Source organism: Dyadobacter sp. CY345 (assembly GCF_021502725.1).
Lineage (GTDB): Bacteria > Bacteroidota > Bacteroidia > Cytophagales > Spirosomataceae > Dyadobacter.
The window spans coordinates 16654-37848 of the sequence record NZ_JAKFFS010000008.1; the positions used below are offsets into that span (position 1 = coordinate 16654).

Genomic DNA, 21195 nt, shown 5'->3' on the forward strand with positions numbered 1-21195 from the left:
TCGTGTCTCAATACCCTGGTGTCTGTTCAATTTTTCCCTCACCTACATTGATCACATATTGTGGTATAGGAAAAAGTTCGGATGGGCCGTGGTTGACTTTTCCTGCCGCTTCCAGAGCCGAAGCCCATTTTCCATGACGAACAAGGTCTATCTTGCGGATACCTTCAAAATAAAACTCAAATCCTCTTTCCAGAAGAATGGCGTCGTTGAATGCAGTTTTTGAAGCCGTGGCCGTTGCAGATAAAGCAGCGACCCCACCGTGTTTCGTTCTTACTTCATTGACCAGCGCAATGGCCTCCGCCGTCGGACCAGATATCTGGTTAACCGCCTCAGCCAACATCAGCAATACATCCGCATACCTCAGAACCGGCATATCATTTCCCTGCACATCAGCACCTGGTGAAGATTCGTCAGGGTATTTTCTCAAAACCGGGCCGCGCATGTTGGTACGGTTTCGTGCTTTTCCGGTTTTGTCGGTATAAGTCGCAATCAACAGATTCCTCCTTTTATCGGCCTCGTCAAACGTATCATAAAATGCCCAGGTAGGGCAGAAGATACCGCTCGGATTGCCCCAGCCACCTCCAAGCTTGATACTTTTGAAGTCACCGGGAAGACAATACAATGCCATAGCATTGAAATTGCCACCTCCTTCGCCGTTCGTGGGTGCAATGGGATCGCAATTGACAGCCCAGATTGTTTCTGTATTTACTTCTGTCGGCTCCCGGAACAAACCGGCATAATCGGATACCAGGCTGTATTTGCCTAATGCAATCGTAGCTCTGGCCGATTTTTCTGCCTCCGCCCAATTTTTTTCATTCAAATACAATCGCGTTAACATACCCAGTGCCAATCCTTTGTTGAACCTGCCATATTCCGACGGACTTAAATCCAGATTAGCAGCAGCAAAATTGAGATCATCTGCAATCAGCGATACATAAGTTTCTCTTGACGGACGGGTCAGGTCACTTTCGGCATCTGTGTTGATTTTTGACGCATCGAAAATCACGGGTACAGGGCCGTACATGTGAAGCAGGTAGTACATCGTCCAGGCGCGTCCCATTCTGGCCTCGGCAATGAACTTGTTTTTCGCGGCATCGCTGATTGTTGCTTTTTCAATATCAGCGATAACCTGCGTCATTCTGGTTACATAACGCACTTTTTCAAAATGGCTTTGTTTGCCCTGCGTTCTCAGAAAAGTAAAATCTCCTTTGCTAAAAAATTCCCAAAATCCGCCCCATTCAGTAAAGATGTTCATTTGATCTGTTGGGAGATCAAACATCGCCAAATGCCCATATTCCGGGCTGAAAAACATGTTCTGGTACGCTACATCACTATATCCCCATTTGGAGCCGAAGGGTTTATAGGCTTGCAATGTGTAAAGTTTAAAGTCATCTTCCGTTTTCGGGAAGTTGGCAGGGGAGAGCACGCCGGTGATCACCGGATCAAAATTTTTCTCGCAGCTGGTAATCGATAAGCTGGCAGCCAGTATACTGGCGATAATTATTTTTTTCATGTGATTTTGAATTTCAGAATGTTAAAAATTAGCTCTCAAACCAAGTGATAGCGTTCTCACCATCGGGTAAGGAGCGGGCCCGCCTTTGATAGAGCTCGCTTGGATCTCCGGATCTACACCTTTAAAACCAGTCAGGATAAATGCGTTCTGCACATCTGCGAAAACCCTCAGGCTTTTAACGTATTTAGTCAAACCACCTGAATTGATCGTGTAGCCCAGGGTAATGTTCCGGCATCTAAGAAAATCCCTTTTTACAAGCCGTGTGTCCAGTCCGGCATCCAGTGCGATCGCCCCTTCATTGTAAGCTGCGCCGGGTAAAGTCCCCGTAGGATTTGACGTACTCCATGCATCCTTGATTCGCTCAGTTCCACTTTGGTTGCTGGATAACAAACTTACCGGGTCACCCCATAGTGTGGTGAAGTCATTACCCCACGCACCGTATTGTCCGTAGAAAAACACGCTCAGGTCAAATTTGCCGTATGTGAAGTTGTTTCCAAATCCTACGATTGCTTTGGGAATTCCGGAATAACTTTTAACATCGTTGAAATCCAGTTTTCCATCGCCATTGTTGTCTACAAAGATTGGATTTCCAGGCTTCCTTGCAGTTGTAGGCTGCCAAGCAGGTACTTCCTGTCCTGCCTGCAGAATGCCGTTTGTTTGATACACATAAATAATATCGCCGCCGACCGGATCATTAACACGGCCATACTGTGCCGGAGGATCGTTCGGAAAACGAGTCACCCAACGGTTTTTGAAATGCGTTACGTTCAACGTGGTATTCCAGCTGAAATCTTTCGTTTTGATATTTTCAGTATTAATGCTGAATTCAAAACCCTTGCGCCGCTGATGTCCGCCGTTAATCGGTGACGTTGAAATGATAGACAATTGCTGGGTAGTAGCACTGCTGAGCAGACGCGTACGGTTCTCTGTAAAAACATCCACAGATCCGGTTATGCGCTCCTTGAACAAACCAAAATCCAGACCGGCATTAAAAGTCTTTGTAATTGGCCAGCGCAGATTTGGATTATCAAATGCGGTGAGACGATATGGAAAGTAGACCGCCGAGCCATTGTTGAATGTAACTGCATTGGGATCAGCGCCATAAGCTCCGTACGCAACGCTACCCGGACGTTCACCTGTCATACCGTAGCTGGCACGAATCTTCAAGGTGCTGATCGTCTGGATACCTTGCATAAATGCCTCATTGTTAATCTTCCAACCCGCAGAAACAGAAGGGAAGTACTGGTATTTATTATCTGGAAAAAATTTATCAGCACCATCGCGGCGCACGGTCAGCGAGAGCAGGTAGCGATCCAGGAAGTCGAAATTGCTACGGACAAAAAATGATCGCAGCTTGTTAATTCCTCTGTAAGAACCAATCACTTTCGGGCCGGTAGCAGATGCGAGGTTGTCAGTATTGATAGCATCCTGCATATCCGAAGTTTCTACACTGAAACCTGAAAAATCTTCCAGATATTGACCAACACCGGTAACTACATCCAGATTAAGCCAGTCGCCGAACGACTTTTTATATGACATCGTTGCTTCCATCGTTTGATTTTGTCTGCGTGTTTCAGCCAGCGAAGCTCTTGCTTTGTAGAGTTGTCCCCAAAAAACGGTTACCGGAATGTAAAAGTCACGAATCGAATATTCGCTGTTGTTTCCATACAATAATTTCGCTGTCAAAACATTTGGAATGATGTCAATATCGAGCGATGTATTTGCCAACAAGCCTTGTGCTTTTGTTTTATCCTTGATATCCAACAGGGAAACCGGGTTGCCGGTTTGGGCAAACTGGCTGTATGTCCCATCGGCATTGTACACGGGAACCGATGAGGGGTAGGCCAATGCCGCCTGTAACGCATTAAAGCCCTGCGTACCCGAACCGCCAGTTTGCCAGCCCGCCTGCGGATTGGAGTAGGCATTCCGATTGGCATTTGCATTTACATTCAGTCTGAAAATTTTGCTTAAAACAAAAGAAACATTCAGCCTGCCGGAGAAACGGGTCAGATCGGACTTCTTCATGGACCCAACCTGGTTGAAATAGTTACCGGAAAAAAAGTAAGTAGCCTTCTCAGTCCCGCCATTTACGCTTACGTTGTGGTTATCTACACTGCCAGGACGTAAAACCTGTCCAAGCCAGTCAGTTCCTTCACCGGCGCTGCGAATTTGCTCGTCAGTAAATTTTTGCGTGTAACCACTCAGATCCGCAGGTACTGTTCCAAATGGTGCCATGTTTCGGTCTGACTGGTATTTATCAATATTCAATTGATTGAAATAAAGCATGTAGTCGGACGCATTCAATGGTTTTAGGTAAGGCATATTTCTTGAAAAGGAACGGCTTCCATCGTAGCTCACACTCATCCTGCCCGCCTTTCCTTTTTTGGTTGTAATGATCATTACGCCGTTTGCCGCCGATACACCATAAATTGCCGCACTTGCATCTTTAAGGAATTCAATGGACTCAATGTCATTAGGGTTCAATCCGGCCAGTCCACCACGGTTAACGCCTTGAATTTCAACAGATCCATTGCTAGGCTCCATACCACTGCCCGGATATACCACGCCGTCAATTACTAGCAATGGATCACCTTTTCCACGTATTGAGACTGAGATATTACCGCCCGGCTGTGAACTTTGCTGTGTAACCTGCAAACCTGCCGCACGGCCAAATAGAAGTTCGGAAATATTGTTATTGGCCGATGTTGGGATTTTGGTGGGATCAACTTTCGAAATCGCCGTAGTTAAGTTTTTCTTGGCCGTTGTACCATATCCAACGACCACCACTTCGTCAAGGTTCTGCGTATCCGTCAGCAATTTCACATCAATCACATTACGATTGGCGATCGTAATTTCCTGTTTGATATATCCTATAAAGGAAAAAACGAGCGTCTGCACTCCGGCAGATCCGTTTGGCAGAGCTAGTGAGTACTCGCCATTTTGGTCGGTTGAAGTTCCGCTGGTATTTCCCTTCAAAACCACGTTAACTCCGGGCAGCTCTCCGCCGGCATTGTCAGTCACTTTTCCTTTAATGACAATCTGTTGCGCAAAGAGTACAGTACAGGAAGTCAATAGGAAAATCTGCAAAAGCAGTAATTTTTTCTTCATCGCGTTTCTGGATTAAGTTTATATTTTACATTACATTTTCATGGTTGCAAGGTATATTAGCCGCTAGACTTCGATTAGAAATAATCTGACATAAAGCAATAATTTTCCGATATTTGTCTGGTATTTATTATATTTTTTGTTCAAAAAGTCGGTTTTTAAGTCAAAAGGAGTGCGTGGGATGGTTAGTATCAGCAGAACGTGGGTGATTGTTTTTTCTTTGATGCTGGCATCTCTGCATTTGCAAGCAAGGGAAAAATTCTTTGGGACACTTTCCATGAGAGAAGGATTACCGACCAATCTGATCAATGCCGTTGCGCAGGATCGCAACAACTTCATCTGGATTGCCACCGGCGACGGCCTGGCCCGCTATGATGGATATCATTTCCGCTTTTTCAAAAAAGGAGGAACGCCCAACTCCATTCCGAGCAACGGCGTACAGACAGTCTATGCAGACGGAGATGATCTTTGGGTTGGGACTGTAAATGGATTGTGTAAAATCAATACAGTTACTTTCGCCATCACCCGCATTTCCACCGGAACGCATACAAATATACGTTGCTTTTCGAAAGACACTAATGGCAACCTCTGGATTGGGACCATGACCGCGCTCGTCAAATACAATCAAAAGAACAAATCGTTTATCACTTTAACCACACAAAACAGCAAACTAAGCCACAATACAGTCCGGACGATTTTTCAGGACAAAAAGGGAATATTGTGGGTAGGTACCTATAACGGACTTAACAAGCTGGATCCCGCACGACAGGGTTTTACTATTTTTAATCTAAAAGGAAAAGGGAGCCCGGATCATAAAAATAATCTCATCTGCGACATCAAACCCGTTGCAGGTAACGATTCGTTGATCTGGGTGGGGACGGATACAGGACTTTGCCGGTTCAATACGATTACCGGAAAGAACGAGAATCAAAGTGAACGGATAAAACTCAGTAACCATGTCGTTAAAGCGATTTATACTGACAAAGATCAGAATGTATGGCTTGGAACAGATTTTGGACTGAATATCTATAATCCGACTGCTCAAACGAATGAGCGCTACTTTCACAATCCGCATTCACCTTACTCAATTTCTGACAATGTTATCTGGCAAATATTTGAAGATCAGGCGGGTGTACTTTGGTTTGTTACTTCCAACGGGATCAGCAAGTTCAACCAGATGGACAATTTGTACCAATACCACCACGTGACGCAGCAGGTTGGAGGGCAAACGATCGGAAATCAGGTGAAGTCTTTTCTTGTGAGCAAAAAGGAGATTTACTGGATCGGTACATTACACGGCGTTATCCGTTTCGATCCGAAAACAGGACAAAGCCGAAAGTTTAACATTGATTCACCCCAGCAAAGTCGTCTGTTGATCAATAATGTCACTGTTTTGCATGAAGATCGTGACGGACGCATCTGGATTGGCACAGTAGCCGGAATTAATGTGTGGGATGATGAAAAGCAGATCATGCAGGCAGTGACCGCCAGCGAAAATAATGGGCTTGCTTCCAATTACATCAACAATTTTGTTGAAACACCGGATGGGATTTTACTGGTAGGAACCTGGGAGGGAGGGATTTTTCAGGCTACTAATAGCTTGAAGGTCATTACGGGCATACAATTCAAACTTGTATCAAAAGTTGAAACAGACAAGTTTTTGTTTGGTGCGAAGGCGCTTTGGTTAATTGAATTTGACGAGCTTTTTCAACTAAATCTGGACACCGGGGTTAAGAGAAAAGTCACACAATTTGGCATCGCGGCTGATCGTAAAACAGTTAACAGCTTTTTTATGTCAAAAAGTGGCTCCATCTGGGCAGCAACTGAAAACGGATTGGTTGAATATATTCCATCTGTCAACAAAGCGTCTTTTCACCCAATCCCGAACCATAGCACAGCCAGGGCTGCAATCACCGAAGATCAGCACGGCAGTATATGGATCGCCACTAACACCGCACTCGAAAAATTTATACCTGCAAGCCAGAAAGTAGAATTCTATCCCCTTAATAAAAATCTGCCTCTTAAAAGCTTTTATGCGGGCTGCGTGGCACGGTCACCTTCCGGTGAGCTGTTTTTTGGTGGGGATAACGGATACATATCATTCGCTCCTGAAAAGGCGATCGCAAATGTTTACCAGCCCAAGGTTGTTCTTACGGGTTTGCTGCTGAATAATAAGCAGGTAGAAATTGGTGAGAAAGTAGATGGCCGGGTGATTTTAGATCGTGATATTTCCTTTGTGCCAGGCATTGAGCTCGATTACAGTCAGCGATCACTGGAATTGCAATTTGCAGCATTGCATTTCTCGCAACCTGAGGTAAATACATATTCCTACAAGCTGGAAGATGCTGATGAAAACTGGACTACGACTTCGGGAGATAAGAATTTTGCGGTGTACTCGAATCTTTCGCCCGGGACCTACACATTTCGGGTGCGTGGTACCAATAACAACGGGATATGGAGCAATGACATCAGTACGACGCAGATTACCATTAATCCGCCGTTCTTTTTGAGCAAAGGTTTTTTGGCATTGTACCTGCTATTGATCGCCGCCGGGGTATATTTTGGTTTGAAGATTTATTCAGGCAGGATTAAACTCAAAAATGAACTGAAAATAAGTAAGCTGGAAGTAGCGCATGCAGAGGAAATAGAACAGACCAAGGAGCAATTTTTTACGAATATTTCCCACGAACTGCGCACGCCAATCAGTCTGATACTTCCGCCGATCCACCAGGTCATGAAAAACGGGAAATTGGATGATGATAATTTTAAACTTATCTCGTTGGCTGAAAAGAATTCGCACCGCTTACTTCGTGTGGTAAATCAGGTGCTCGATTTTAAGAAAATGCAGGAGGATAAATTGTATCTGAACACATCTAAAGTTGAAATTATTGGCTTGTTGAAAGAGCTCTATTCGCATTTTACAGACAAAGCATCGAGACATGAGGTCAATTATACATTTACAAATTACACAGCGCAGTTTGAGATATTTGCAGATGCAGAAAAGGTAGAGACAATCGTATTAAACCTGCTTTCAAATGCATTTAAATTCACACCCAATGGAGGCACTATCACGCTGGGCGTTGAAACAATAAATGCAGCAAATCCTAATGATCATGCTGTTCAAATCCGGGTTTCTGACACTGGGGTTGGTATTTCGGCAGATGATCAGAAGCGTATTTTCGAGCGTTTTTATCAAACTGCCGAATCAAGAAAAAGGGAAATGGGTTCAGGCATCGGGCTTGCTCTTACGCTGGAATATGTGAAAATGCATGGAGGCGAAATAAAACTCGAAAGCGAGCCAGGAAAAGGAAGTGTTTTCACTATTCTGCTGCCAAAAGGGAAGACTGAGCAAATAATGGAGGAAGTGAATGATGCTGACTTTTACCCAATGTTCCAGGCTCCGACGCTCGACCCAAAAGAGCATGAACCGGTAAACTCTGGACTAGATAAACCACTTCTGCTGATCGTAGAAGATAACCCGGATATGATTGATTTTATCCGCTTGACGCTCAATGAAAAATATCGTTTTGTGATTGCAAGTGATGGCGAGGAAGGTTTGAAAATGGCTATGAAGTATCTGCCTGATGTGATCATTTCTGACGTTATGATGCCGGTGATGGATGGTCTGACGTTCTGTAAAATGATTAAAGAGAATCCTAAGACCAGTCGCACCGCTGTGATATTGCTGACCGCAAGAAGCCTGACCTCTCAAAAAATTGAGGGAATAAAAACGGGAGCCGATGCCTACATTACCAAGCCATTCGATATAGAGCTACTCGATGCGCAAATCGACAATCTTTTGCAAAGAAAAGAGAAGTTGGCGGCTTATTTCCAGCATATCCTTATTGTTACACCGGCGGTTGAAGATGGCAGGGAAAACGTGGATGAAAAGTTTGTGAAAAGAGTGATGAGTAGTGTAGAAGCCCATATTGCCGATCCGGAATTTAACGTGGAAATACTGGCTTCTGAGATTGGTATGAGCTCTGCGCATCTTTCGAGGAAACTAAAATCATTAACACAATTTTCGGCGAACGAAATCATTAAAAAATACCGGATCAAAAAAGCTTCGCTGCTTTTGGAAAACAAGGAGGGAAATGTATCAGAAGTGATGTATGATGTTGGCTTTTCCAATCTTTCCTATTTTTCAAAGTGTTTCCGGGAAGAATTTGGTGTCTCTCCCACGGAATATGTAAAGAACGCTTCGGGGAAGTTTAATATAGGTCAGATTCTCTAGATAGTTCCGTTTTGTCAACCTAACCGGATTTGATTCTATTTGAAAAAAAGTCAAATTTTGCTAATTCTTAATAGAAATTACCTGAAATTTTTGCATGAAAAAAACAATGATTGTAATTACAGGTGCCAACGGTAATTTAGTAAGCAAGGTTATTGAATCATTGCTTAAAAAAGTGCTTCCAAGCTGACATAAGTTTGCACGACGGTCTCAAAATTCCTGCAGCCAGTTACTGCCACGGAACTTTGCGCAAGCTTGGAAATTTCGAAAGTAGAATTTTCAGTACCTAAGAAGTTGGCGGCAATCTGAGATGCATTACTGATTTTACGTCCCGGATCAAGGCTGACATAAGAAAACCTGTCGTAAAATGAGTCTCCGGATGATCCATCATAATCTCTGGTGCCATCGAAGTCGCTCAATGTGCCATTAAAAGTGACATCGCTGTTCATAATTAAGTGTGCTCCAATAGGCAGTGGCTTCGTTACCTTGCTGGCAGCTGTGATTGAATATCGGTCGTTCCTGTATTTTCAATACCTAATACACGATGAAAAACTTATTCCGTGGCAAATAACTTTACGTTCAGCGGAATCTCCGTAACACTCGATTTGGAAAGCTGCAGTATTTGACTCCATTCCGAGACTACTACATCCTTTTGCGTGCAATATGTTAGTGCATTTTCTTTTGAGACTAAGCCAAGTCCATAATTTGAAACAGACTGATTGGTGCCGATAGTAAATTAATCAGTGAAATTATCGGAATCTGCGGCACTATTAATAGTTTCATCATTCCCTATGCGTGGCAGATCGTCCAGAAAAATACTTCCGGCATCCGCCTCCTGTAGGGTGGCAATGGTGTTGGACTTCATATGCTTATGCTGAATTAACTCATGAGATAGAATTATTTAACAAGTTACAACACTACAACAACGGTACCGATTTTCAATAACTGATCAATGCTTGATTATTGTAAGAAGTCAGTCGGAAAATCAATTTTGAATATTTGGTCGACTGACAATAAATTATATTTTTATAAGTTGGAAATCACAGTCCAAATGGCTATTTTTAGGATGGAGAAGAAATCATATTTGCTTAAAGAAAGTCATTCTACTCGGTCACTAATTCAGTCACCTTCTTAAATTTTGTTTTTAAATAGCTGATAATCAATAATGTATGTGCATAAACTGTGATTCCAGCGGGATCACAATAAACAGTATCAAAAGACATCAAACTCCTGCAAATCAACAGATTGCAGGAGTTTTCTTTTTATCGAAGATCACAAATTATTCAATTTTTCTCAAAATAAGGTGAGTGATTCGGAGAGTAAATTTCTGCATCCTTAAACTCACCAAAATTAGCTTAACTAATTGTATCACAGCTTGTTCGCAGAATGGACATCTTGTGTTGCCCGATTTGTAAGACTAACTTTGTTTAACCTTTTAACTAAAAAGTTATGAAGATAAATTTCAGTCTGCTTCTCTATTTGAAAATAAAAGAATTATGTCGGTGGACCGATGCCTATTTATGCGAGGATATCTATCGATTCTCAACGCGCAGAGCTTGCTACCAGCAGGCAATGTTTACCAAGCCATTGGGAGAGTGCCATCGGCAGACTTTCCGGAAATAAAGAGGATGCTAGGTCAATCAATTCATATCTATCCAGTATGCAGGAAAAGGTTCTTAACCAGCACAGTGATCTTTACAAAAGAAATGAAAGGATAAGCGCCATTATTTTAAAGATCGGTTTCTTGGCCGTGTTGAGAAACGACCTACACTTTTTTTATGATAAAGTTGGATACCTTTTTCACGGATTTGGATAATCGCATCTTTAAAATGCTTCCTAATTTTGTGCTTTAAACTTTTATTATGATAGCAGCAAAAGGATATGCGGCGCAAACGGCAGAAAGCCCACTGGCGCCCTGGCAATTTGAAAGACGCGATATAGGCGCGCATGATGTACAAATTGAAATTTTGTACTGCGGGGTTTGTCATACCGACATCCACTTAACTCGTAACGAATGGTTTCCTGGTATCTTTCCGATGGTTCCCGGGCATGAGATTGTGGGACGCATCAGCGCAGTTGGCGTTCATGCCAGTAAGTTTGCCATCGGAGATTTAGGCGGCGTAGGTGTAATTGTGGATTCGTGCCGTGAATGCCAGGATTGTAAAAATGGTCAGGAGCAATTTTGCTCGGTAGCTCCAGTCCAAACCTACAACAACCTGGGCCATGACGGTTTGCCCGCATACGGGGGATATTCAAACACGATCGTTGTCAACGAGGACTTTGTGCATCACATTTCGAAAAAGTTAGACCTGGCAGGAGTGGCACCATTACTATGTGCAGGGATAACGACCTACTCGCCGCTGAAAAGATGGAATGTTGGCAAGGGCCATAAGCTGGCTGTCGTCGGTTTAGGAGGATTGGGGCATATGGCTGTTAAGTTTGGTAATGCTTTGGGGGCTGAGGTAACGGTGCTGAGCACTTCTCCGGGCAAGCAGGAAGCTGCAAAACAGCTCGGCGCCTCCCATTTTATAATTTCCAAGGATGAAGATCAGATGAAGGCAGCTTTTAAAACCTTCGATTTTGTGCTGGATACCGTTTCTGGAAGCAGCGATGTCAATCCTTATCTTTCCATACTGAAAACCAATGGGATTTATGTAAATGTAGGTATGCCGGCCAAGCCCTGGGAAGTGAGCTCCTTCTCATTGGCGACAGGCAACAAGGTAATTGCTGGTTCTGGCGCTGGCGGTCTGCCGGAAACGCAGGAGATGCTGGATTTTTGTGCGGAACACGGAATTGTCTCTGACATTGAACTGATTGACATCAAAGATATCCATACCGCTTTTGACCGTATGCAGAAGGGCGATGTCAGATACCGTTTTGTCATTGACATGCAAACCTTGTAATTTTGGTAAGTGAACAAGCCATACCTTATCAATTCCATATCCGAGCAGCACAGACTGCTCGGATTGGCCAAACCTAAACATCCGCTGATCAGCGTGTTTCGGCATGAAGATGCTGTTTTTGACGTTTTGACCGAATTGCAGCATTTTACCTTAAATTTCTACTGCATTTCCATAAAAAAGGATTACGATGGCAAGTTGAAATACGGACACCGGCATTACGACTTTGATGAAGGAATGATGGCCTTTATCTCCCCCAATCAGCTACTGATGAAACAAAGCCCCGGCACAAAGCCGCCGGGTGGCATTACATTGATGTTTCATCCGGATTTTATCGCAAATACGCCATTGGGAGCCAGGATCAAAAACTTCCATTTTTTCTCTTACGAGCTCCATGAAGCCCTGCATTTATCTGAGCAGGAAGAGGCGAAAATTGAAGGTATATTTTCCAGCATAGAAATTGAATACCAAAGCGGTATCGATAATTTCAGCCAGGATGTGATGATCGCCCAGATTGAGCTCTTGCTCCAATACAGCAGCCGGTTTTATGCTCGTCAATTCATCACCCGCAAAGTGGCCAATGATGAGATACTGACCCGAATGGAAAATGTACTTGATCAATACTGGAATCTGCAAAAAGGATTGCCTACAGTCCGACAAATCGCCACGGAGTTAAACTTATCCGCTGACTACCTAAGTGATATGCTTCGAATTACCTCGGGCCAGACCGCCCAACAACATATTCAGGCCAGAGTGATTGAAAAGGCAAAGCAGTTGTTGACTACTACCGATTTACGGATCAGTGAGATTGCATATCAAATGGGTTTTGAGTATCCGCAGTCGTTTCACAAACTTTTTAAGAACAAGACACAAATGTCGCCAATGGAATACCGGTCTAGCTTCAATTAATAATCGTCGTACGCTACCAGAAAATTATCGGATATGTTGTACAACATGATACAGATCCGAGAACTTTACTGGTAAAAATATCACTCATTTTTCTGATATTAGAACATATTTTAAATTTGTCATGAATTTGCTTTTTTACTTGCGATATTATGCTGCTGGTAAAATATCGAAAACGTCTTCTCAGATATGATAAACGTTCTGAAAAAACGGTGATTACTGTTATACTTGCAATGGCAGCTGAGCATTCGATAAATATCTCACAAATGAGTTTTTTCGAAATCAAAAGCAATTAATATTCTTCATTATATTAACTTATTAATCCAGAACATGGGGAGCAGTGGCAGTTTTTCGAAAGTCCTTTGCAAGTACAAAGAGAACACACTTTCTATTGCGTTCCGTTGCAACACTGCATCAGATAAAGCATTTTATAAATAGAAATTCATTAATGCGTTTACTATGAAGTCTATCCTGTCCATCTGTTCATATGTCATTCTTGCTGCCCTTTTATTGGCTTGCGAAAACAAAGTGCCAAACTGTGGATGTGTAGCACCGCCGTTAGCTTCAACCTTGATGGGTAAATGGGAATGGATCAAAACCGTTACGCCGACAAAGACAATCACACCAGAAAATGCTGGCTACAAGCGGACTTTTCAATATGACAATGATGGAAGCAGCAACTTTATTGCATTTTCCCAGAATGATTCGGTGTACTTGCGATTTGCACCTGTTCGAGGTTCGTACAAAGAAGACCTGGAGGAAAATACAATTACTGAGCAGTACGAATCAAAATTTTTAAAATACTATTTAAAAAAAGGATCATATAACTGGCCGGCTGAGCATGAGATGCAAACAAGTGAACTTTTACCTTTCCAAAATTCAGCAGACACTATAAGGCACTTTTACAAATACATATCTCGCTGAAATCTGCAATCATAAAATGGCTCATTAATCGTCCGGTTGTTTTGCAGTTTTGGGCACATTTTCTAAATACTTCTAATCAGATGAAAGCAGGAAGAATAGATTTTTCGATATCTTTCCACGTTAGGGAGTGGCTGCCAGTTACATCCGAAGCGTTGTGATGTAATGTGAGGATCGAAAGGTTTAAATCGGGAACGATATATAACATCTGACCTCCGTAACCGGCAGCGTAGATTACGGGCAATACTTTTTCTTTAACACGGAACACTCCCCGCCACCATTGATAGCCATATCCCCAGTCCGAACTGGACTCATTTATTGGTAAAACAAATGCGGTAGATTCTGTGATCCAGGATGTGGGAACAATTTGCTTCTCATTCCACTTTCCCTTGTCCAATACTAGCTGGCCAATTTTCAACATATCTCGGGGTCTGAGAAATAATCCACCTCCTGTGTGAATTTGTTTGTTCATTGAAGTCCAGGCGAAGGTTTCAATTCCCAACTCTTTAAATAAGGATTGTTCAGCGTATTTGTCCGCAGGCTTTCCAGTTACGTTTGATAGGATACCACCCAGCAAGATCGAAAGGCCACTGTTGTATTCAAACTTCTTACCAGGTTTGTCTTTTCCATCTAAATTCTTAGCCAGAACATACCGATACATATCCTTGCTCTGGTTCATTAAAACAGCATCGTTTTTGGGGTCAGTGTAGGGAATGTCCTCATGCCAATCTAGTCCAGCCGACATGGTTAACGCATTACGCAGGGTAGGTTGCGGGAATTTTTCTTTTATTGAGTTCTTGTAGGATGGAAAAAAAGCTGTTAAGGGTGCATCCAGATTTTGTATTAGACCATCATTTTGTGCAATACCAATCAGGAGTGACGTCACACTTTTTGTACATGATTGTAAACTATGTATTCTCTCCCGGTCACCGAGATAAAAGTATTCGTCAAGTAACAACTTTCCATTCTGAGCAACAAGCAAAGCATCCAGTCCATGATATTTTCCCTTTAAAATGTTATCAAAAAGATCGTGTAGTGCCTTGAAATTTGTAGTCTCTAGATTCATAGCGGCTACTTTCCAGCCATCATTGTTCAAAGGCGGATACTGATAATTCCAGTTTAATATAGCGTGATTTTCCTTATCGATTCTTGCTGGGCGCTGGGACGACCAACGATCGGTTTTCCTCAAAGTCAGCGTTTCGGATTTGTGATCCGGTATGTTAAGCATTCCTTTGATTTCTGTTTTATTCTTTGAAAGACTACCCGTAAATGTCGCCCCTTGCCCCAGATCAAGGAATATTTTTGAATCTGTTATGTTTATACCCGACAATGTTCCTTCCGCCATTGATTCCGGAATTTCAAACCTACCGCTCCATGAATCAGAAAAAAAATCATGACGCAGCTCAACATCGAATGCGCTCATAAGGTGTGGCACAGCTTCAAATTCAGTATGCCAGATCCCTACCAGTTTTTGTTTATCATTAGAACAGGCTAGAACATTTACAAAGAGAGCCAGACTCATCCAATATCTTAATATCCTTCTCAACATAATGAATTAACAAACTAAGGTGATTTTGGTTGTCGGAAATACTACATGTAAGATTAGCAATATACAGCTTCTATACAAACGGCTTTCCTATTTTTGGGTAAAAACCGTGACAAATGTCAACGTGAGATTGTGCCATATGACTTCGTTTCGGCTTGCTCCTGCTATCTACTTTTGTTCCGACAATGATCAAATGTTTTGGTCATCGAATGGATTAAAAATGATAACAATATGAAAACAGAAAACAGCACCACAGAACCGCTTTATTATCAGGATGCAAGTGGTCTGGCTAAGATGATCCGTTATAGGGAATTGTCTGCGGTTGAAGTGATGAAGGCGCACCTTGATCGAATCGAGGCACTGAATCCCGACATTAATGCAATTGTGACGGTTGCGGAAGAAGCGCTTGAAGCGGCCAAAGCAGCAGATAAAGCGCAACAAAGAGGGGACGAACTTGGTCCTTTGCATGGTGTCCCGTTCACAGTCAAGGATTCAATTGACACGGCAAACGTATTGACTCAACGTGGATCACCCATTTTCAAAGGACGCATCCCAAACGCAGACGCAACCAGCGTAACGCGCCTGAAAAAAGCTGGCGGTATCTTGCTCGCAAAGACGAATCTCCCGGAATTTTCCTACTGGATTGAAAGTGATAACCTGCTCAGTGGCCGTTCAAACAATCCCTGGGATCTCACACGTACGCCGGGAGGGTCGAGTGGTGGCGAATCAGCCGCAATCGCGTCGGGAATGTCTCCGTTGGGTCTGGGTACCGACCTGGCTATTTCGGTCCGGGGACCGGCCGCTCAGACTGGCATCGTCTCGCTCAAAGCAACACACGGCAGTATCCCAATGACCGGAATTTGGCCTCGCGTTCCTCGTCGTTTCTGGCATGTTGGCCCAATGGCCCGCAGTATCCGTGATCTTGAACTTGCGTTTTCAATTCTTGCAGGCCCTGATGGTTTTGATGCTTTTGCAACAAGCACAGCCAGGTTTGACGCCGGGGTGGGAGCTGCCCCAAATCGGGCATTACGGGTTGGCTGGCTGGTCGAACCTGGTTTTGGTCCGGTCGATCCCGAAGTCGCAGCTACTGTGGAAGCTGCTGCTGCTTCTCTAAAAGAATTGGGCTTAGTCGTACAACCAGTGCGCATCCCAGCTTTGGAACGAGACTTTGCGCTTGATGTGTTCAACCGGTTGCATGTAATGGAAATGAAGGAAGCATTCAGGGAAGCAGTGGCTGGCCATAGCGAAGATGAGATTTATAAAATGGCCAGAACAATGCTTTCTTTACCAGACACTTCCATGAAGGAGTTCATTGATGCTGAACAGGCAGCAGAACGACTGCGCGATGGTTTCGCAGAATATTTTCAAAAATATGACGTATTGCTTACTCCGGTACTACCTATACCGGCGCATAAACACGGCGTCGAACAATTTGTAATTAACGGACAAGAAGTGGACGCAACTTATCTTCAGGGAGCGACCGTGCCACTAAACGTCACTGGCTTGCCGGGCATTGCCATGCGTTTTGGTACAAGCAAGGACGGATTGCCTATTGCTGTCCAGATCGTCGGAAGCTGGATGGCCGAATCGACGATGCTGCATGTTGCTTTACTACTCGAGAGCGTGAGCCAGGTTCGCAACCTTCACCCCATACCCTGATTGGCAAGCTTGTTACCTTTAAGAACCTTTCGGGTTGTCCGGAAGGTTCTTTATGCCTTTGGTAAAATCCCTTCTGATCCGGCTTAATGTTTCTCTGGATATGCCCAGGTAAGATGCTACCATATGTAACGGCACGCTGTTAAAGACGCTGGGATAGGTCTTTTCAAATTCGAGATATTTTTCAGTGGCAGAATAACTGATCAGATAGTAGATTCTCCTCTGGCTTGCCTCATATGCCCTTTCAGTGAGCTTTTCATGAAAGAGTTTGAGTGCAGGAATTGTCTGAAGTAATTCAAGCCATTCATCTTTGGTCCAAAGGATGACCGTACTTGCAGCCAATGCCTCGATGTTATATTCGGAAGCAGTCTCGCGATTATAACTTTCCTGGTCGGTAATCCACCAGTTTTCGATAGCAAACCTGAGCGTGTGATCCGTTCCGTTTTTGTCAAACCGGTAAAGCCTGCAACATCCACCTGCAATAAAACAGTTATAACGCCACACTTCACCCTCATGCAAAATCGACTGCCATTTGCGCAATTTTCGTTCAGCACTTGCTGCCCGGATAAGTTCCAGGTCCTGATCTGAAATCTCAATGTGTCTGCGTATATATTTTTCGAAAACTTCAAACATATCAAATCGAATCTGCCATACAATTTCTTTATTTCCAGTTCGCAATATAAGGTTTTTGCCGGTTGACATGTATAGTTGTTTTCATGCTGATAGTAACCTGGATATTGTGATCCTGACTTTTCATTTGAAAGAGAGTACCCGTCCTAGATCACCAAAGCCCAGAATTGTATCTGCACATTAGGTATTAAAAATAGCCGGCTTTTAGCAGATTTTTATACAAAAAATAAGGGAGCAATAAATAAGCATACGGAACTTTATGTGTATGAAAAATATCCAAATCACTTAATCCCGTACCAGACGAACTGAGAGAAGGATTAACAGGTTCAGTAAGGTGTCCAAGGAATTCCATTGGGTTATCAAAATTATTTTTGTTACGCATTTATAAAAATAATTTTATTTTAAACCTTCCGATTAGCTATTAAAATAATGGCTATGATTTTTTCAATAAATCTCCAATCTCGGTAAAAGGCCATAGAAAGTTCAAAGTCTTTTGCGCCGACGAGAGGCCGGATCGAAGAAGTACTGTTTTTTCTAATCGATGATATTTATGGTGAAAGACAAACATCGTGAGGCATTTTCATTTACACACTTAATTGAAATCAAGGAAGAATTTCGCAATGATAATAGAAATAACGTGTCGGCAAAATGAAGTTAATAAACCTAATTATAAAATGGTGTTTTCAGAATTGTTGCAAGACGAATTTATCCAGCGAATCATTTTTATAGATTTTAGAACTAAACTTAGGAACAAAAAATAACCGATGGTCAATGCAGGGAAGAATGCTTTGACTAGGGCATATTGAACAGATTGCATCATTATCTGAAACTTTCGAATTAAAATTCGTGGGGCACGAGAATCCATCGCTATATTTGCCACAGAATCGATGCGTATAGTTATAATCTACATATGGCTAATTACTACAATCCTGCCGACCTTTAGTCAGTGGGGTACAATCGCGTATTACCAGATTAATAAGGAATATATAACCCGGGTACTTTGCGTTAACCGGGATAAACCACAGCTCAATTGTAATGGTCATTGCTATCTGGCTAAAAAACTGAAAGCGCAACAGGAAAAGGAGGATCAGCAAACAAGCGAGCAGGTTCAAAACATTCCTTCACTCCAGCTTTTTGCTTCACCGGTTACTTCGTTCGCTTTTTTAACAGCAAATTTTTTACAAAATCAGCGGCTTGCTTTCTGCTACCAGCTGGGAGCTTACCAAGCTCCGCTTTCCATACTAATTCCACCACCTTGTTTGTAGTTGGTTTCAACTTTCTGATCGGCTGACCATAGCCAATGACCCATCCGTCTTACGGATGCTATTTCTCATTTGTATTAAGACATCAATTCGTACCCTTTCAGAAGTGGATAGGGGTGCTTATTATTTTAACATTTCCAATGAAATTCAAATATCTATTTCTGTTATTTTTCATTTTAAGTAACTGTTTTAGTTCCTTTGCTCAATCCGAGCCAGGTTCCCTTGATGGCCGGATTGTCAATGCTGATAAACAGCCAGTTACTGGTGCGTCCATTACCTTGCAGAACACAAATCTGGGAACGATTACCGGTTCTGATGGCCAGTTTAGCCTGAGAGGCATAATCCCAGGATCTTACATTCTTTCTATTTCCAATATTGGCTATACTGCTTACAGCCAAAGTATTCGGATTTCGAAAGGGAAAAACGGTTTTCTAGACCTGCAACTTTCGGAAAGCAGACAGGAGTTGGAAGAGGTTGTCGTGAGTACAGCCAAAAATCGTTACCAGGTACTCTCGTCAAACGCATCTACCCGGACGAATACGCCGCTACTTTCCACCCCCCAATCTATACAAGTGATGTCTTCACAGGTTCTTCGTGATCGTCAGGCATTTACATTGAATGAAATTGCTGGCTCCTTCACGGGTATGAAGGCCAACAATGGGAACGGTAATTTTCAGATGCGTGGCTTCACGGCTTATTCGCCCAATGATGCCAGTTTTCTGCTTTATAATGGTATCCGCGGAAACCTTTTCCTTTGGAGTCAACAGCCTTTGCTCTATAATATTGAATCGGTAGAACTTCTCCGAGGTCCTTCGGGTGCTTTGTTTAGTGAAGGTTCTCCGGGTGGAGTGGTTAATTTTGTTACCAAAAAGCCTTTATCTGAAAAGCGGGCCAGCGTAGATCTTTCTTTCGGTAGCTGGGGTTTTGGACGCGGAGCTGTTGATTTTACAGGGCCGGTAGACGGCAAGAAGAAGCTTTTGTACCGGGCGATTGCCGGTTATGACCGGTCAGAAAGTTTCCGGGATTATCAAAAAAAGCAAAACCTTTTTCTGGCGCCGTCTTTGACATATCTTTTTAGCAAAAAGTCTTCCTTAAACCTTGAACTGAATTATGCTTATCAAAAGGCGGTTCATCAATACGACAACGGAAGTTTTATTTACACAAGACCCGATGGTAGTTTCGATTTTAATTATTATCCTGACAACCTGACGATCCAGAGCCCAACGGATTATGGTAAAACGCATAATGCATCAGCAACACTAACCTTTGATCATCAAATTAAGGAAAATCTTAAACTTACGATTGTTGAGCGGGCAGTGCGCAATAAGTTGGATTTTACAGACCACATTCCGGTGGGAAGGATCCGCAATGATAGCATCAGCCGGGGATATCAGGATTGGCTGACGGACAGATTCAGTCTGCAGACAACTGCATTTGCCACTTACAGCACGAAAACAGGCCCGGTTGGGCACCAAATTATTTTGGGTGCAGATTACAACCGTTACGGCTGGACGCAAAATGACTATCAATATAAATCTTCCACCCGCATTTCTATATTGAATCCAAATTATGCTGGTAGTGTGCCCGACGCTTCCATTCCTGCCGACGAATCCGACGATAACAAGCGAGTTACTAATCTCATCGGCGGCTATATCCAGGACCAGTTAACTTTTGGTAAATTAAAAGTATTGCTATCGCTTCGCTACGACAATTACAACGGAAAGGAAACACCATTATCTGACCGCGATAACAAACAGGGTGACGAACTGCAGGCTTCTGGCTGGATTCCAAGGATCGGACTTGTCTATCTGCCCGTGAAGAATTTGTCGTTTTACGGTACCTATCTGAAATCATTCAATCCTCAGACTTCCAATAACGTGCTGGCTGGTGGCCCCTTCCCGACCCGGCAGGCAACCCAGTACGAAGTGGGTTCGAAAGCCGATCTTTTCGGAAGCCGTCTATCTGCCACATTATCCATATACCAAATCAATTACGCCAACATTCTTACGGCAGCTCCAACAGAGGAAAACTCCCACCGTCAGGCAGCGATCGATGGCACGCGGAGCCGTGGAGGAGAATTTTCGGTAACTGGAAATTTGAGTGCCCTCAGCCTGATCGCGGGATATGCTTTTAATGAACACGAACTTGTGAGCACGAGTAATTATGGTAAAAAAGGCGACCGTTTTGCTAACGCACCAAAACATCAGGTCAACTTTTGGGGTAAGTATGCGCTTGCAGGGGTGCTGAAAGGATTCGGTCTGGCCGCGGGCGTCAGGTATGTAAGTGACCAGGTAGGTTTGCTAACCAACCAGAATTTTATTTTTCCGTCTTACACAGTGCTGGATGCGGCACTTTCCTATCAGTATAACCGGTTTCAGGTTCAGTTAAACGCGTATAACCTGACTAATAAACACTATTTCACCGGAAGCCGCTCTGGTGTAACGCTGGCCGGATTGGGGGACCCGCTTAACATAAGGGTAGGGGTTAGCTATCAGCTCTGGTGATTCATATTGGTTAACGATCAG

At 43.2% G+C, this 21195-nt stretch carries 14 protein-coding genes; 8 read left to right on the forward strand and 6 right to left on the reverse strand.

From position 1 onward, the window contains the following. Nucleotides 1-7 precede the first annotated feature (7 nt). Together L0657_RS26935 and L0657_RS26940 are read right to left on the reverse strand one after the other, a co-directional pair. Nucleotides 8-1513, reverse strand: a complete 1506-nt coding sequence (locus L0657_RS26935; protein WP_235153968.1) for a RagB/SusD family nutrient uptake outer membrane protein — start codon at nt 1511-1513, stop codon at nt 8-10. A 21-nt stretch (nt 1514-1534) separates the two neighbouring features. Continuing rightward, nucleotides 1535-4621 carry a SusC/RagA family TonB-linked outer membrane protein gene (locus L0657_RS26940; protein ID WP_235153969.1) on the reverse strand — a complete coding sequence of 1029 codons (3087 nt, stop codon included), beginning with the start codon at nt 4619-4621 and terminating at the stop codon, nt 1535-1537. 178 nt (nt 4622-4799) lie between these two features. Here L0657_RS26940 and L0657_RS26945 point away from each other — a divergent pair, with 178 nt between their 5' ends. Continuing rightward, entirely contained in the window at nt 4800-8852 is a 4053-nt protein-coding gene (locus L0657_RS26945) for a hybrid sensor histidine kinase/response regulator transcription factor (RefSeq protein ID WP_235153970.1), read from the forward strand. 164 nt (nt 8853-9016) lie between these two features. Here L0657_RS26945 and L0657_RS26950 read toward each other — a convergent pair whose 3' ends face one another. Beyond that, nucleotides 9017-9352 (reverse strand): choice-of-anchor E domain-containing protein, encoded by a 336-nt coding sequence (locus tag L0657_RS26950; protein WP_310588310.1) that lies wholly within the window; start codon nt 9350-9352, stop codon nt 9017-9019. A gap of 233 nt (nt 9353-9585) precedes the next feature. Beyond that, nucleotides 9586-9714 (reverse strand): hypothetical protein, encoded by a 129-nt coding sequence (locus tag L0657_RS27990; protein WP_255718451.1) that lies wholly within the window; start codon nt 9712-9714, stop codon nt 9586-9588. Nucleotides 9715-10359: 645 nt separating this feature from the next. On the opposite strand from L0657_RS27990, the gene L0657_RS28235 reads away from it, so the two are divergent. The 4 genes from L0657_RS28235 (at nt 10360) to L0657_RS26965 (ending at nt 13579) form a co-directional block, all read left to right on the forward strand. Then, nucleotides 10360-10665, forward strand: a complete 306-nt coding sequence (locus tag L0657_RS28235; RefSeq protein ID WP_409015109.1) for an Arm DNA-binding domain-containing protein — start codon at nt 10360-10362, stop codon at nt 10663-10665. A gap of 46 nt (nt 10666-10711) precedes the next feature. After that, nucleotides 10712-11752, forward strand: a complete 1041-nt coding sequence (locus L0657_RS26955) for an NAD(P)-dependent alcohol dehydrogenase (protein ID WP_235153972.1) — start codon at nt 10712-10714, stop codon at nt 11750-11752. Between the two features lie 9 nt (nt 11753-11761). Continuing rightward, the gene (locus L0657_RS26960; RefSeq protein WP_235153973.1) at nt 11762-12658 is read left to right on the forward strand and encodes an AraC family transcriptional regulator; all 897 of its coding nucleotides are present in this window, start codon (nt 11762-11764) and stop codon (nt 12656-12658) included. Between the two features lie 456 nt (nt 12659-13114). Further along, entirely contained in the window at nt 13115-13579 is a 465-nt protein-coding gene (locus tag L0657_RS26965; RefSeq protein ID WP_235153974.1) for a hypothetical protein, read from the forward strand. Nucleotides 13580-13655: 76 nt separating this feature from the next. On the opposite strand, the gene L0657_RS26970 is transcribed toward L0657_RS26965, so the two are convergent. After that, a complete protein-coding gene (locus tag L0657_RS26970) occupies nt 13656-15125 on the reverse strand; it encodes a serine hydrolase (protein ID WP_235153975.1) in 1470 nt (489 codons plus the stop codon). Nucleotides 15126-15353: 228 nt separating this feature from the next. Here L0657_RS26970 and L0657_RS26975 point away from each other — a divergent pair, with 228 nt between their 5' ends. Beyond that, nucleotides 15354-16781, forward strand: coding sequence for an amidase (locus L0657_RS26975; RefSeq protein WP_235153976.1), 1428 nt, complete (start codon nt 15354-15356; stop codon nt 16779-16781). Between the two features lie 18 nt (nt 16782-16799). Here L0657_RS26975 and L0657_RS26980 read toward each other — a convergent pair whose 3' ends face one another. After that, complete coding sequence (locus L0657_RS26980; protein WP_235153977.1) at nt 16800-17480, reverse strand: Crp/Fnr family transcriptional regulator; 681 nt, start codon at nt 17478-17480, stop codon at nt 16800-16802. 815 nt (nt 17481-18295) lie between these two features. On the opposite strand from L0657_RS26980, the gene L0657_RS26985 reads away from it, so the two are divergent. Together L0657_RS26985 and L0657_RS26990 are read left to right on the forward strand one after the other, a co-directional pair. Further along, nucleotides 18296-18673 (forward strand): hypothetical protein, encoded by a 378-nt coding sequence (locus L0657_RS26985; RefSeq protein ID WP_235153978.1) that lies wholly within the window; start codon nt 18296-18298, stop codon nt 18671-18673. Nucleotides 18674-18810: 137 nt separating this feature from the next. After that, the gene (locus L0657_RS26990; RefSeq protein ID WP_235153979.1) at nt 18811-21174 is read left to right on the forward strand and encodes a TonB-dependent receptor; all 2364 of its coding nucleotides are present in this window, start codon (nt 18811-18813) and stop codon (nt 21172-21174) included. The last annotated feature ends 21 nt before the right edge of the window (nt 21175-21195 follow it).

What these genes read in the sequence shown, in the direction of transcription:
- L0657_RS26935 (WP_235153968.1), bottom strand. Translation starts at nt 1,513, where the DNA reads ATGAAAAAAATAATTATCGCCAGTATACTGGCTGCCAGCTTATCGATT.
- L0657_RS26940 (WP_235153969.1), bottom strand. Translation starts at nt 4,621, where the DNA reads ATGAAGAAAAAATTACTGCTTTTGCAGATTTTCCTATTGACTTCCTGT.
- L0657_RS26945 (WP_235153970.1), top strand. Translation starts at nt 4,800, where the DNA reads ATGGTTAGTATCAGCAGAACGTGGGTGATTGTTTTTTCTTTGATGCTG.
- L0657_RS27990 (WP_255718451.1), bottom strand. Translation starts at nt 9,714, where the DNA reads ATGAAGTCCAACACCATTGCCACCCTACAGGAGGCGGATGCCGGAAGT.
- L0657_RS28235 (WP_409015109.1), top strand. Translation starts at nt 10,360, where the DNA reads ATGCCTATTTATGCGAGGATATCTATCGATTCTCAACGCGCAGAGCTT.
- L0657_RS26955 (WP_235153972.1), top strand. Translation starts at nt 10,712, where the DNA reads ATGATAGCAGCAAAAGGATATGCGGCGCAAACGGCAGAAAGCCCACTG.
- L0657_RS26965 (WP_235153974.1), top strand. Translation starts at nt 13,115, where the DNA reads ATGAAGTCTATCCTGTCCATCTGTTCATATGTCATTCTTGCTGCCCTT.
- L0657_RS26970 (WP_235153975.1), bottom strand. Translation starts at nt 15,125, where the DNA reads ATGTTGAGAAGGATATTAAGATATTGGATGAGTCTGGCTCTCTTTGTA.
- L0657_RS26975 (WP_235153976.1), top strand. Translation starts at nt 15,354, where the DNA reads ATGAAAACAGAAAACAGCACCACAGAACCGCTTTATTATCAGGATGCA.
- L0657_RS26980 (WP_235153977.1), bottom strand. Translation starts at nt 17,480, where the DNA reads ATGTCAACCGGCAAAAACCTTATATTGCGAACTGGAAATAAAGAAATT.
- L0657_RS26985 (WP_235153978.1), top strand. Translation starts at nt 18,296, where the DNA reads ATGCGTATAGTTATAATCTACATATGGCTAATTACTACAATCCTGCCG.
- L0657_RS26990 (WP_235153979.1), top strand. Translation starts at nt 18,811, where the DNA reads ATGAAATTCAAATATCTATTTCTGTTATTTTTCATTTTAAGTAACTGT.